A 14259-nucleotide genomic window follows, 5' to 3' on the forward strand; every position below is an offset into this window, starting at 1 on the left:
CGCACCACCACACGCACCACCCACAGGGGAATTCCATGGCGACATCGGCGAAATCGCGGCCCGGAAGCTGTGCGACACGAACCCTCGCCGGCGCCCTCGCCGCCGGCCTGTGCAGCACGGCCTTCGGCAGTGGATTCACCGTGCAGTCGCAGAGCGCGGCCGCGATCGCGAACGGACACGGTGGCGTGGCGCGGGCCGACGACGCCTCGGTGGCCCTGTTGAATCCCGCCCTCGCCACGCGCTTCGACACGCCACAGACCAGTCTCGCACTGGGCGGCATCGCGCTGACGGCGGACTTCGACAACCGCCAGAGCCTCTCCGCCGTCGGCACGCCGGCCCTCGGCCCGGCCCGCTCCAGCGCCGATGGCGCGGCGCCGCTGCTCAGCGTGTTCCACACGCGGCCGCTGACGGAGCGCAGCGCGTTCACCGTCGCGCTCTACACGCCCTTCGGCCTCTCCACCGACTACGACCCGGACTGGGTCGGGCGTTACCAGGTGCAGACCGCCCAGCTGAAGACGCTGGCGGTGAGCCCCGCGCTGGCCTTCGAACTGGACGAACACTGGTCGGCGAGCGTCGGCCTCACGGCGGTGCGCGGCCAGACCAAGCTGGTCAGCGCGGTGGATTTCGGCACCGTCTGCTTCGCCGCGATCGGCCCCGCGGCGTGCGTGCCGGCCGGCATCCTCCCGCAAGGCCGCGACGGCACCGCCCGCATCGACGCCGAAGGCAACGGCTTCGGCTGGACCGCCTCGCTGGCCTGGCAGGCCTCCGAGCAGTTGCGTCTCGGCGCGCACCTGCGTTCGAAGATCGATCTCGACGTCGACGGCACGACATCGTTCCGCAACCCGGTGCTGCCGGGCCCGTTCGCGGCGCTGACGCAGACGCCCGCCACCAGCAACGGCGGCGTGGCCTCGACCCTGGTGCTGCCGGAAATCGCCAGCTTGGGCCTCACCTACGACCTCGGGGACAGCACGCAGCTGGTCGCCGACGTGATCTGGACGCGCTGGAGCCGCCTGCAGGACATCCGCCTGCGTTTCGCCAATGGCGCCGCCGACAGCGTCATCCCCTTCGCGTGGCAGAACACGCGCAAGTTCGGCCTCGGCCTCAACCACCGCACCAGCGCGCGCTGGCAGTGGAAGGGCGGCGTCGAATGGGAATCGAGCGCCGTCAATGACGCGAACCGCAATGCCATCGTCCCGGACAGCGATCGCGTGTTCGTCGGTGGTGGCTTCCGCTACACGATGGCCGACCGCCGCAGCCTCGACGTCGCGCTCGGCATGATCCGTTTCGCCCGCAGCACCATCGACCGCGACATCGTCGGCGCCGGCCGCCTGCGCGGCGACCACGCGCTCGATTCGCTGCATCTCGGCGTGCAATACAACTGGCACTGAGGCCCTGACGGCGCGGCGTCGCGGGCCACCGCGACGCCCGCTTGAGCCACGGGGGCGCGAACGACGACACTCCGGGGCTCCCCGACCCGGATCGCGCCATGCCCAACCCCACGCAGCGCCCGCCGTTCCTCTATCCCCCCGGCTCGGTGCTGATGCACTCGCCGCTCGAACTGAAGAACGCCCAGATGTTCGGCTTCTGGGTGGAGGGCACGCTGGCCGCCCTGCAGGCCAGCGTCGACCAGACGCTCAACGTCTGCACGCAGGGCAAGATGCAGTTCAAGGTGCTGACGCCCTTCGTCATGCTCACCTTCACCAACGTGGCGCATGCGAACAGCCAGTTCCCCGCCGACGCGGCGAAAGGCTGGGGCCAGGAGACCGACATCATCACCTGGGTGATGGTGGGCCAGGTGCCGACCGGCGGCACCGAGATCGAGCACGTCTACTTCTACCCGATGCACATCTGGGTCAACGACGCGATGGCGTTGATCAACGGGCGCGAGCTGTTCGGTTACCCGAAATACGAGTGCACGTACACGATGCCCGCCGCGGTCGGCGACCCGCTCGCGTTCACCCTCGCCGCCAAGGGCTTCCAGCCCTTCGCGCCGGGCACCGAACTCGCCCTGCATCCGCTGCTCGAGGTGAACGGCACCGGCGCGCCGCGGCCGATCGCCAGCTGGGTGCAGTGGCTGGAGGAGATGCTCACCTTCCTGCGCTCGCTGCCCGGCTTCTGGCAGTTCGGCGAAGGTGCGTGGGCGCAGCTGCTCGGCATGCTGCATTCACCGAAGGTCGACCAGCTGTTCCTGAAGCAGTTCCCCGACTCCGCCGGCGAACGCGCGGTGTACCAGGCCATCGTCACCGCGCCGGCCGCCGTGCAGAAGGTGCACAGCGTGCATCTGTTCGACGACACGGCCACGTTGAACCTGCACGCCTTCGACAGCTTCCCGCTCGACCGCTCGCTGGGCTGGACGCTGGGCACGCAGCCGGCACTGATGCCCTTCGCCGTGAACTTCGATTTCGTCGTCAGCGCGGGCGAGGAGCTCGTCGACAACTCGGTGGTGAAGAAACAGAAGATCGCCATCCTCGGCGGTGGCGTTGGCGCGATGACGGCCGCCTTCTGGCTCACGAACCAACCGGACTGGACCAACCGCTACGAGATCGACGTCTACCAGATGGGCTGGCGCCTCGGCGGCAAGGGCGCAAGCGGTCGCAACGCCGAGGTGGGCGAGCGCATCGAGGAGCACGGCCTGCACATCTGGTTCGGCTTCTACGACAACGCCTTCGACGTGATGCAGCAGACCTATGCCGCGCTGGGCCGCCCGGCCGGCACGCCGCTGGCCACGTGGCAGGACGCGTTCAAGCCGCAGCAGTTCATCAGCCTCGCCGAATCGCTCGGCCCGCCGGGCCCGGACACGCGCAACGGGCCTTGGTCGATGTGGAACATCGACGTGCCGCTGAAGCCGGGGCAGCCGGGCCACCATTCCGAAGCCATCAGCCTGTGGTCGGCGCTCAGCACGCTGCTGGCGTGGATCCGCCAAGGCCTGTCCGACATTCGCGCGCAGCATGTGGCCGATGCCAACCAGCACGGCTTCACCGCCGACGCCAACGGCGCCCACGCGTCGTGGCTGCACCGCTTGGCGGGTGAAGTCGAAGCCGACGTCGAACACCTCGCCGCCGACGTGCACCACGGGATTGCCGCGCTGGAACAGTTCATCGCCGCACTGCCCGAGGCCATCGAGCAGCACGACGCCGACGACCATGCGCTGCTTGGCGACGCCCTCCGCGGCCTGCGCGCCTGGCTCGGCGGGCTGGCCTCCGAGGCGATGGCGCAGAACGACGCGCTGCGCCGTCTCTTCATCATGGTGGACCTCGGCGCCACCTGCAGCATCGGCATGCTCGAGGACGCCGTGCTGAAGCGGGGCTTCCAGGCGATCAACGACATCGACTTCTACGCCTGGCTGACCAAGCACGGGGCGAATGCGCGCTGGACCGTCTACAGCGCACCGGTGCGCGGCTTCTACGACCTCGTGTTCGCCTACGAGAACGGTGATTTCAGCCGGCCGAACATCGAGGCCGGCACCATGCTGCGCGGCATGATGAAAGTGGCGATGTGCTACCACGGCGGCATCATGTTCAAGATGCAGGCCGGCATGGGCGACACCGTGTTCGGGCCGATCTTCGAGGTGCTCAAGCGTCGCGGCGTGCGCTTCCACTTCTTCCACAAGGTGCTCAGCCTGACGCCGGGCACGGCCGATGGCGCGAAGGTCGTGGACCGCATCGAACTGCAGCAGCAGGTCACCGGCACGGAGGGCTACGCGCCCCTGCGCCCGGTGCAGGGCCTCGACTGCTGGCCGTCGACGCCGCGCTACGAGCTCCTCAATCCGGCGCAGGCCTCGCTGCTGCAGGCGAACCACATCAATCTCGAAAGCCACTGGTCGCCGTGGCCGCAGGTGTACGAAGCCCACTTCGGCCAGCCGCTGCCGCAGCGCACGCTGCAGCGCGGCGTCGATTTCGACCTCGTCGTGTATGGGCTGTCCGTCGCCAGCCTCGTCGACGTCGCCGCGTCGCTGCTGCCGCTCAGTGCCGGCCTCACGGCCTGCAGCAATGCGGTGCAGGCCGTCGCCACGCAGGCCTACCAGGTGTGGTCGAACAAGGACATCGCACAGCTCGGCTGGACGACGCTCTCGCCCAGCGGGCAGGAGCCGGTGCTCTCTGCCTTCAGCGAGCCGTATGACACCTGGGCGCCGATGGACCAGCTGCTCGTCCGCGAGCAATGGCCCGCCGGGCAGCAGCCGCGCAACGTCTCGTACTTCTGCTCCGCGATGCCCGTCGCTTCGTACCCGCCAAGCAGCGAGGCCGGCTTCCCCGCCGCGATCGCCACGCAGGCGAAGCAGAACGCCATCGCCCAGCTGGAGCAACGCATCGGCACCCTGTGGCCGAACGCGGTGGCGCCCACCGGCTTCGACTGGTCGGTGCTCGTCGATCTCCAGAACGGCACCGGCGCCGCGCGCTTCGACGGCCAGTACTGGCGCGGCAACGTCGATCCCTCCGAGCGCTACGTGCTCAGCGTGGTGAACAGCAGCCAGTACCGCCTGCGCGCCGACCAGTCCGGCTTCGGCAACCTGTTCCTCGCCGGCGACTGGCTGAAGACCGGCCTCGACGCGGGCTGCGTGGAGGCGGCGACGATGGGCGGCATGCAGGCGGCGCGCGCGATCTGCGGCTACCCGGCGGTGATCCGCGGCGAAGGCGGGTTCTAGGTGCTGCTGAGCGCACTCGCCGGTGCCTGCACGGCCTTCGCCGCCTTGCTGGCGGTGGCCCTCGTCACCGCCCCCGCGCGGATGGCGATGCCCTGGAGCGCGCGCATCGGCGGGGCCGTGATGCTAGCCGGCCTCACGATGACGGCCTGGCAACACGTCGGCCTCGCCGCCCTCGGCGCGACCGACGCCCCGCCCTGGTCCTACGGGACCGGGCTGTTTGCTCAGAGCTGGGGCTTCTATGCGCTGCTGTCCGGCGTGCTGCAGCCGGCGGATCGCCGGCGCGGGCTGGTGATCACGGGCGGGGCACTCAGCGCCGCGCTGGCCGCGCTCGTGCCGCCGGCCTGGGCCATCCCGGTGTCCTTGACCCTGGGCACCGCCTACGCGCTGCACCTGGGGACCCTGGTCTATCGATTGCGCGCGACCCGGCGCTGGTTCCGCCTCGAGCTGCCGGTGGTGCTTGCCTTCGCGGTGATGGGGCTCGGGGTGGGCGTGGCCGGCGCGCTGACGCCAGCCGTCATCCCCTGGCACGCCTTCGCCCTCGCCTACTCGGTGCAGATCGCGGCCGGCTTCCTGCTGGTCTCGGCCCTGCTGCTGCTCGTGCCCGACCTTGCCACGAAGACGCAGGAGGCGGTCACCACCAGCTACGCGCAGAGCTCGCTGGGCCGGGTGGACGTGGCCGAGGCGGCGGAGCGCCTGCAGCGGCTGTTCGAGGACGAGCACCTCTACCGCGACGAGGACCTCGGGCTCGCCAAGCTGGCCCGTCGGGTCGAGCTCAGCCCGCACCAGCTCTCCGAGCTGCTCAACGTCCGCTTCGGGGAGAGCTTCTCGAAGTTCGTCCGGCGGCACCGCGTGGCGGCGGCCAGCCGGATGCTGGTCGACGAACCGCGAGCCTCGGTGCTGTCGGTCGGGCTGTCGGTCGGTTTCGGCTCGCAGTCGACGTTCTACGCCGCCTTCAAGGAGGAAACCGGCCTCGTGCCGGGCGAGTTCCGCCGCCGGAATCTCCCATCCGATCATTCCGGAAACGCCCAAGTCATTGATTGAACAGGGCTGAGGCCGCGACCTGTTCCGCGGCGATCATTCCGGAAGCGGGCCCCGCGGGGCGACGCCATCGTGGCGTCGAACCCACTGCGGAGACCCGCCATGTACGCCACCACCCCCGTCCCGACCGCCGAAGACGTGCTGCTCGTCCACGCCGTCTACGGCCTCTACCTGCTGATCTCGATCGCCCTCACCGTCTGGGTGGCACGGGTGCTTTCGGGTACTGGCGAGACCTTCCTTGTGCGCTGCTTCGGCCACGACGAAGACCTGGCCCGCTCGACCAACCGGCTGCTCGTCATCGGCTTCTACCTGGTGAACCTCGGCTTCATCTGCCTGCGCCTGGGGAACTGGACGCCGGCCGCGGACCAGCTGGTGGGCGAACTCGGCGTGCGCATCGGCGTGACCCTGCTGGTGCTCGGCGGCATGCACTTCTTCAACATGCTGATGATCGCCCGCATGGGCCGGACGATCCGCGGCTGGATCGCCGACTACGGCCCCGAAGCGAACGAGCCGCCGGCGATTCCGCGCTGAGGATGTCGGCCATGAAGTTCGCTCTCGCCACGCTCACCGCGATCGCCGTGCAGCCGCTGTGGTTGTTCGTTTGGCTTAGCGTGCCCAGCCTGCTGGGGGGCGGCTCGATGCCGCCCCTTTCCGACGTGGCTGGGATCGCCCTGTTGACCGCCCTCGTCGCGACACCGTTCGTGCTGCTGATCGGGCTTCCGTCGGGCCTGATCCTCCAAGGCGCCCATCGACGCGGGCGCTGGCTGGCGATGATCGGCTTCATCGCCGCGGCCCTGCCGGCCAGCGGGGGCGTCCTTTGGGGCGACGACCTGTCGCTCCACGAACCCGAGGCCCTCCTGCCGATGCTCGTCCTGGGATCGCATGGCCTCGCTGGGGCGCTCGTCTTCCATGCCGTGCTGCGCGGATTCGAGCGTGATGCGGCAGGCGTCCACTTGGCACAGGTGCGCCGCCACAGACCCGGAGCACGACAGGGTTGAGGCTCAGAACGCTTCGTCGATGATGGGCCGCCCATGCGACCGCATGTCGCCGTCAGTGACGGAGTCGACGCACCTGCACGGTGCCGACGCGAGCGTCGGGGCCTTCCGCGCCCTTGGGTTCGGTCCAGACGACGATGGCTTCGCGGCCGAGGCTGGCCACGCGCGGCATGCCGGTACCGCGGCCGGGCGGCAGCAGGGCGAGGTCGCGCGTCACGGTTGGCTGCAGGTCAGCATCGAGCACGGCCGCACGGAGGGCGGTGGCCCGCTCGGCGCCGGCCCCCAGCCAGACCGCGAGCCACGCCGTGTCGCCCCACGAGGCAAGATCGGGGCGGCCAAGCACCCCGTCGCCGCCCTCGAGCACGCGCGCACCCATCGTGCCGCTGATCGCCGCCGCTTTCACTTCGAGGGGGCCGCTGGCCATCGTCGGCCAGACCGAGACCACCGCGTCGCCACTGGCTGCAAGCGCCGGGCCGTTGACCGGGCAGGCCTCGATGCGCCAACCGTCGGTGCGGACCGCGCCCTCGAGGCGCCAGCGCCCGTCGCGGTAGTGCGCCGCGTGCACGTCGCGGATTTCGTCCTCGCTGCGATCGCGGTACACCAGCATGGCCTCGTCGTCGCGGCGCACGAGGTCGGTCGGGCAGCAGGAACAGACCCGCCCATCGACCTCCTGTTCATGGCGCAGCACGAAATCCCGGCCGATCTCGGCCGAGCGCAGGCTCATCGGGCCTTCCGCATGGGCGTGGCCGCCGCTCGCGGCGCCATGCGCGTCGTGCCCTGCCGCCGGCGCCGGCGGCAGGGTGTTACGCCCGTCGAGCCACGCCAGCAACACGCGGTCGCCGCCCATCGGCACCATCGAGACGAAGCCGTGCTCGGTGGGCGTGCGGTCGTCGTGCGGGGTGATGGGCGCGCTCCACGTACGGCCTTCGTCCTCGGAGCGGACGAGCCGGATGTCGTAGGCGTAGGTCGATGCGCCGGTCTTCTGCAGGTAGTAGGTCCACCAGTCGCCGTTGTCGGCGACCACGACGGAGGGGAAATCCGCCCAGTTGACGAACCAGTCGCAGCCGCGGGCGACATCGCGCGGCTCGCCGACGTCGCCACCCGCGGGCAGCACGGCCGTGCGCAGCACCGCACAGCCTTCGGCGTCGCGCTCCTGCCAGATCAGCACGAAGCGCGCCCCCGCCGGATCGGCGACGACGCTCGGCTGCGCCGCAGGACGATCCAGCTCGAAGGCCACGCGCTGCACGTCGAGCATTGGCGCGGCCACGGCGTTCGGCATGGACGATGCCGAAGGCTCGCCGGGCGCGGCGCCGCAGCCGGCCAGTGCCGCCAGCGACGCGAGGACCACGAGGCCGCTCGCGTGCCTGGGACGCCGGGCCCGGCTCAGAAGCGACGCTGCCACACCACCTCGAACCATCGCGGCTCTCCGACCATCACCTGGTTGCCGGCATTGTAGGCGGTGGTGGCGTAGGCCTTGTCGGCCACGTTGCGGACGCGCAGGCCGACGTCGCCCCAGCCCGTGCGCCAGTTCGCATTGAGGTCCAGCGTGGCGTAGCCAGCGAGCCACTGCGTGTTGGCGGTGTTCGCCGGGCGGCGACCGACGGCACGCAGGCCGGCGGCAACGCTGAAGGCGTCCGTCGCCTGCCAACGCAGCCACGTGGTGGCGAGGCGCTCCGGCACGTTCACCGGCACGTTGCCGCGACGGCTCACCAGACCCGTGCCCACGCGCTCGTCGAAGCGTCCGAAGGCGGCATCGAGCACGGCGGCGCTGCCTTCCAGGGTCCAGGCCTCGGCGAGCGGCAGGCGCACCGACACCTCGAGGCCGCGCGCGCCCTGCGCGCCGATCTGCTGGAACAGGTTCGGGTCGGCGGGGTCGCGCGACAGGATGTTCGTGCGCTCGATGTCGTAGAACGCCAGCGTCCAGTCACCGCGGCCCAGGCGCTGCTTCAGGCCCAGCTCCCACTGGCGGGCGTCGGTCAGGTCGAAGCGCGCATTGGCCAGCCCCAGCGTGGTGATCTGCGCCGGCGGCTCCGAGCCGCTGGCCCAGCTGGCGTAGACCATGCCGTCCGCGCCCAGCGCGCGGGTGACGCCGAGGCGCGCGCCGTTGCTGACGTAGCGGCGGTCGAAGCGCACGCCGGAAACGACGTTCAGCGATTCGACCTCGGTGCGGTCGTGGCGCCAGCCGCTGATCACGCGCCAGCCCGGCGCGACGTCGAGGCGGCTTTCCAGCCAGCCGGCGCGCTGCGCGATGTCAGTCGCGGTGCGCGGCAGGAAGGGGTCGAGGTTGACGAAGGCGCCGCGGCTCGACGGGAACAGCGGCACCACATCGGTGAAACGGAAAGGGCTGTTGCTGGCGCGGTCGTGGTCGTTGCGGTCGGTCTGCACGCCGAACGCGAGCTGGTGCGGCAGGCCGAACAACGAGTGCGTCCACGCGCCTTCGGCCAGCGCGCCGCGCAGGGCTTGGTCGTGCGTGGTGGCGAGGTAGTCCGCCCGGCGCACCGTGGCGGTGGCGGGCTGGTAAGTGTAGGCCTCGGTGTTGCGCCAGCGACGCAGCTCATCGTTGTGGAAGGCCACGACGCGGCCGCGGAAGGCGCGGGAGGGCGTCCACTCCAGACGGGCGCGCGTCCAGCGGGCATCCATGTCGAGGACGTCGTCGACGATGTTGAAGTTGGCCTCGCGCAGGCGCTCGTCGAAGCGGCCGTCCACCAGCGGCGTACCGAAGTAGCCCTCCGCATCGTCGCGCCAGCGGTCGATGGCGAGGCTGGCCAGCAGCGTCTCGCCCAGCGGCACGGCGACTTCGGCCGTGACGTGGCGGAACAGGAAGGAGGTGTCCTGCGCATAGCCGTAGGAGCCGCGCTCGTCCGAGGCTTGGTAGGTCGCATCGACGCGGTAGCGCACGGCGTCGTTGCCGATCGCGCCGCCGAGGCCCGCGCCCAGCGTCCACGTGCCGTAGCGGCCGAAGCCGGCGTAGGCGCGCGTGTCGTCCACGCCGTCGGCGCGCTGCGGCACGAGGTTGATCGCGCCACCCACCGCGCCCTGCCCCGCGGCCAAACCCGCCGGACCGCGCAGCACTTCGACCTGCGCGTAGTTCAGCGTGCTGCGCGGCGCGATCTGCCAGCCCGGATAGCGGATGCCGTCGAACAGCACCGGGCTATTGAACACGCCGGCGAAGCCGCGGCCGCTGACGTTGAGGGTGCCGAAGCTGTAGTAGCCGACCACGCCCGGCGCGTTGTCGAGCGCTTCGACCGTCGTGCTCTCGAGGCGCTGGCGCAACGCGTCCTGGTCGATCACGTCGACCGAGGCCGGCATTTCGCCAACCGCGAGGTCGAGGCGCGAGCCGGCCCTGGCGCGCCGCTCCAGCCGCGTCGGCGCGGAGGCGGTGACTTCGACGGCGTCGAGGCGGGTGGCGTCCTGCGATGTCGACGGGGACGGCAGCGGCGCGGTGGCGGCGTGGACGTTCGGCGCTGCAAGCGCCAGGGCGATGGCAAGGGGGAGAGGAGCGCGCATGGAGGGATCGGGACGGAAACGAGGCCGCGAATGATGGCGAAGCGCGCCGGCTGCGGCGATGCGACCGTTTGTCGCAGGCAGGCGACCCGCACCCCTCGGTCACATGGCCGGGATGTGCCGAAGCGGAGAGTAGGCAGCCCCGCCCCCGCACACCCCGCCCCATGCTTTGGCCCTTGCTCGCCTTCACCGCCCTGATCGTCGTCGCCTGGATCGCCGTGCTCGTCTGGCTGTCGCGCGGCTTCCGGCGGGGATGGCTGCTGCGGGACGAGGCGCCACCGACGCCGCCGAGGCGCGATCTCAAACTTTGAGCGTTGCGCGTTCGGCGGCGGCCTCCCTCAGAACGCTTCGTCGAAGGCCACTTCGCCCTCCACGCCGACCTGGTAGGCGCTGACCCGCCGCTCGAAGAAGTTGGTCAGCTCCTGCACGTCCTGAAGGTCCATGAAGGGGAACGGATTCCGCGCCCCGGTCTTGGCCTTCAGGCCGAGCTGCACGCGGCGCTGGTCGGCGACGTAGTCGAGGTACTCGCGCATGTCCTTCAGCGACAGCCCGGCCATGCCGCCGGCCAGCACGTCTTCGGCGAAGGCCAGTTCGACCGCCACGGCCTCGTCGAGCATGCGGTCGACGTCGGCGGCCCACTCGGCATCGCACAGGGCCGGCTCCTCCTCGCGCGCCGTACGCAACACCTCCATGGCGAAGGCCATGTGCGCGCTCTCGTCGCGGAACACCCAGTTGGTGCCCGAGGCGAGGCCGTGCAGCAGGCCGCGCGAGCGCAGGTAGTAGACGTAGGCGAAGGCGGCGAAGAAGAACAAGCCTTCGATGCAGGCGGCGAAGCAGGCGAGGTTGAGCAGGAAGCGCCGGCGATCGGCCGGCGTGCCGAGGCGTTCCAGCGACTGGATCGCATCGATCCAGCGGAAGCAGAACGCCGCCTTGGCCTGGATGCTGGGGATGTTCTCCACGGCGGCGAAGGCCTTCGTCCGCTCCGCCGGGTCGGGCAGGTAGGCGTCGAGCAGCGTCAGGTAGAACTGCACGTGCAGCGCCTCCTCGTAGAGCTGGCGCGACAGGTACATGCGCGCCTCCGGCGCGTTGATGTGCTTGTAGAGGTTCAGCACGAGGTTGTTCGCCACGATTGAATCGCCGGTGGCGAAGAAGGCCACGAGGCGCTGGATCAGGTGGCGCTCCGCGGCCCCAAGCTTGGTGGCGAGGTCCTGCACGTCGGGCGCGAAGTCGACCTCTTCCACCGTCCACGTGTTGCGGATGGCGTCGCGGTACATCGCGAAGAACTGCGGGTAGCGCATCGGCCGCAGGGTCAGGTCGAAGCCGGGGTCGAGGAGTTTCGGGGTCATGGCGGCGTTCACTGGCAGGCCTCGCAGCTTCCGGGGTTCTCGAGCGAGCACACGACGGCCGCGGTGTCGTCGGGCGCGGCGGCAGCGCGGGCCGCGACGGTGGTCTTGGCGATCTTCGTGGCCGGGCGGGAACGCAGGTAGTAGGTGGTCTTGATGCCCTGCTTCCACGCGTACATGTACATCGAGCTCAGCGCGCCGATGCTCGGGCTCTCCATGAACAGGTTCAGCGAGGCGCTCTGGTCGATGTACGGGCCGCGCGCGGCCTGCAGGTCGATCAGCGCGCGCATGGGCAGCTCCCACGCGGTGCGGTAGATCTGGCGCAGGGTTTCCGGGATCTCGGTGATCCCGGCGATGGAGCCTTCCGCCTGCTTTATGCGGTCGCGTACCTCGGGCGTCCACAGGCCGAGGCGCTTCAGCTCCTCGACGAGATGGCGGTTCACCTGCAGGAAATCGCCGGACAGCGTCTCGCGCTTGAACAGGTTGCTGACCTGCGGCTCGATGCACTCGTAGCAGCCGGCGATCGAAGCGATCGTCGCCGTCGGCGCGATCGCCACCAGCAGCGAGTTGCGCAGGCCGTGGCGGGCGATGCGCGCCTTTAGCGCGTCCCAGCGCGGCTCGTCTGGCGGTGTCACGCCCCAGAGGTCGAACTGCAGGCGGCCGTCGGCGGCATGCGTCTCGGCGAACGCGGGATGCGCGCCCCGGGCTTCAGCGAGTTCGCAGCTGGCCGACAGCGCATGGAAGTAGATCTCGGCGCTGATCCGCGTCGAGAGCGCCTTCGCCTCCGCGCTGTCGAACGGCAGGCGCAAGGCGAAGAACACGTCCTGCAGGCCCATCAGGCCAAGGCCCACCGGGCGCCAGCGGGCGTTCGAGGCCGCGGCCTCGGGGATCGGGTAGAAGTTGAGATCGATGACACGGTCGAGCTGGCGCACCGCCGCGCGCGCGGTCTCGCCGAGGCGCTCGAAGTCGACGCCGTCCTCGCCGAGGTGCTGGGCGAGGTTGATCGAACCGAGGTTGCACACCGCCGTATGTGCGCCCGAGGTCACCTCGAGGATCTCCGTGCACAGGTTCGACAGATGCACCACGTTGCCGGCGCGCGCCGTCTGGTTGCAGGTGGCGTTGGCGCGGTCCTTGAAGTTCATCCAGCCGTTCCCGGTCTGGGCCAGCGTGCGCATCATCCGCGCGTAGAGATCGCGGGCCCGCACCTGCTTGCGGGCGAGGCCACGCGCTTCGGCGCCCTGATAGGCGAGTTCGAAGTCCGCCCCGTGGAGGTCGGTGAGTTCGGGCACGTCGCTGGGGTTGAACAGCGACCAGTGCAGGTCGGCCTCGACGCGGCGCATGAACAGGTCGGGCACCCAGTGCGCGAGGTTGAGGTTGTGCGTGCGCCGGGCCTCGTCGCCGGTGTTGTCGCGGAGTTCGAGGAACTCCTCGAGGTCGGCGTGCCAGGTCTCGAGGTACACGCAGGCCGCGCCCTTGCGCTTGCCGCCCTGGTTCACCGCCGCCACCGAGGCGTCCAGCGTCTTCAGCCAGGCAACGATGCCGTTCGAGAGGCCGTTGGTGCCGCGGATCAGCGCGCCGCGCGAGCGGATGCGCGTGAACGACAGGCCGATGCCGCCGGCAAACTTCGACAGCCGCGCGACGTCGGTATATGCCTTGTAGATGCCCTCCAGCGAGTCCTCAGGCGAGTCGAGCAGGAAGCAGCTCGACAGCTGCTCGTGGCGCGTGCCGCTATTGAACAGGGTGGGCGAACTGGGCAGGTATTCGAGGCGCGCCATGCGCTCGTAGAGGTCGATCGCCTCGCCGATGGACGTCGCCAGTGCCGCGGCGATGCGCAGGAAGAACTGCTGCGGCGTCTCGATGACGAGCCGCGTCTCCGGGTGGCGCAACAGGTAGCGGTCGTAGACCGTGCGCAGGCCGAAATAATCGAAGCGCGCGTCGTGCGTGCGGTCGGCCGCATCGTTCAGCTTCCGCGCGTTGGCCTGCACGAAGCCCAAGAGGCGCTCGTTGACCAGGCCAAGCTCGGCGCCGCGCTGCACGCTCTGCGAGAAGGCGTGGATGCCCTGCCCCGCCACTTCCTTCTCGATCACCGCCGCCAGCAGGCGCGCGGCGAGACGTCCGTACTCGGGCTCCTCGGCCGTCAGCAGGGCCGCGGTTCGGATCGACAGCTCGTCGAGCTCGCGGGTGGTGGCGCCGTCGTACAGGCCCGAGATCGTGCGTGTCGCGACGCGCATCGGGTCGATGGCGTGCAAGCCCTCGGCGCAGCGCTGGATTGCGCGGACGATCTTGCTGAGATCAACGGGTTCGCGGCGACCGTCGCGCTTGGTGACGGTCATCGCCGGGGCGTGGTGGGGCGGGCGAAGGTCGAAGGTTTCGGCGGCGCGCAGGCGCTCGCCATCGACGGCGGTCGCCGTCGCGGTGGAGGTGCTCATCGGTGGTTCTCCGTCATGGAGCACGGGCCGCCACGCCTCCCTCGGGCGCGACGAGCAGCGCCGCGCGTTGTGCATCGCGCGGCGGGTCGGCAGGTCTTCGGGCTCGCGGACACGGACGGGGCCACCGTCCACCTACTGGCCGTCGCTTCCCGGGCGATGAGTCCCCCAGTGCATTGACGGCGGTCGTTTCCACATACCGCTGCGGGGCAGCCCCGGAATCGCACCGGGTTCCCTTTTCATCCCGGGCGCGAACCCGGGAACCGACGACCCCAGCCTATGGGGGTGCACCGCGCCCGTCAACACAAGAT

At 70.3% G+C, this 14259-nt stretch carries 10 protein-coding genes and 1 riboswitch; of the genes, 6 read left to right on the forward strand and 4 right to left on the reverse strand.

What is annotated here, in order from left to right; all coding sequences use genetic code 11:
* Window positions 1–35: 35 nt before the first annotated feature.
* From O9280_RS03990 to O9280_RS04010, 5 genes are all read left to right on the forward strand, one after another.
* The gene (locus tag O9280_RS03990; protein WP_298339080.1) at window positions 36–1388 is read left to right on the forward strand and encodes an outer membrane protein transport protein; all 1353 of its coding nucleotides are present in this window, start codon (window positions 36–38) and stop codon (window positions 1386–1388) included.
* Window positions 1389–1486: 98 nt separating this feature from the next.
* Window positions 1487–4642, forward strand: a complete 3156-nt coding sequence (locus tag O9280_RS03995) for an NAD(P)-binding protein (RefSeq protein WP_298339082.1) — start codon at window positions 1487–1489, stop codon at window positions 4640–4642.
* Complete coding sequence (locus tag O9280_RS04000) at window positions 4643–5683, forward strand: helix-turn-helix domain-containing protein (protein ID WP_298339085.1); 1041 nt, start codon at window positions 4643–4645, stop codon at window positions 5681–5683.
* 99 nt (window positions 5684–5782) lie between these two features.
* Window positions 5783–6211 (forward strand): hypothetical protein, encoded by a 429-nt coding sequence (locus tag O9280_RS04005; RefSeq protein WP_298339088.1) that lies wholly within the window; start codon window positions 5783–5785, stop codon window positions 6209–6211.
* A gap of 11 nt (window positions 6212–6222) precedes the next feature.
* Entirely contained in the window at window positions 6223–6678 is a 456-nt protein-coding gene (locus O9280_RS04010) for a hypothetical protein (RefSeq protein ID WP_298339091.1), read from the forward strand.
* 52 nt (window positions 6679–6730) lie between these two features.
* Here the strand turns inward: O9280_RS04010 and O9280_RS04015 are convergent, their stop codons facing one another.
* Both O9280_RS04015 and O9280_RS04020 read right to left on the reverse strand, forming a co-directional pair.
* Window positions 6731–8023: a sialidase family protein gene (locus O9280_RS04015; RefSeq protein WP_298339094.1), complete on the reverse strand. Its 1293-nt coding sequence runs from the start codon at window positions 8021–8023 to the stop codon at window positions 6731–6733.
* Between the two features lie 35 nt (window positions 8024–8058).
* Window positions 8059–10182 (reverse strand): TonB-dependent receptor, encoded by a 2124-nt coding sequence (locus O9280_RS04020; RefSeq protein WP_298339097.1) that lies wholly within the window; start codon window positions 10180–10182, stop codon window positions 8059–8061.
* Between the two features lie 173 nt (window positions 10183–10355).
* Here O9280_RS04020 and O9280_RS04025 point away from each other — a divergent pair, with 173 nt between their 5' ends.
* Entirely contained in the window at window positions 10356–10490 is a 135-nt protein-coding gene (locus O9280_RS04025) for a hypothetical protein (protein ID WP_298339100.1), read from the forward strand.
* Window positions 10491–10517: 27 nt separating this feature from the next.
* Here O9280_RS04025 and O9280_RS04030 read toward each other — a convergent pair whose 3' ends face one another.
* The gene (locus tag O9280_RS04030) at window positions 10518–11525 is read right to left on the reverse strand and encodes a ribonucleotide-diphosphate reductase subunit beta (RefSeq protein ID WP_298339103.1); all 1008 of its coding nucleotides are present in this window, start codon (window positions 11523–11525) and stop codon (window positions 10518–10520) included.
* Between the two features lie 8 nt (window positions 11526–11533).
* Window positions 11534–13855, reverse strand: a complete 2322-nt coding sequence (locus tag O9280_RS04035; protein ID WP_298339210.1) for a ribonucleoside-diphosphate reductase subunit alpha — start codon at window positions 13853–13855, stop codon at window positions 11534–11536.
* Between the two features lie 166 nt (window positions 13856–14021).
* Window positions 14022–14231: riboswitch (cobalamin riboswitch) on the reverse strand.
* Window positions 14232–14259 lie beyond the last annotated feature (28 nt).

The sequence above is a fragment of the Silanimonas sp. genome, from assembly GCF_027531545.1.
GTDB lineage: Bacteria > Pseudomonadota > Gammaproteobacteria > Xanthomonadales > Xanthomonadaceae > Silanimonas.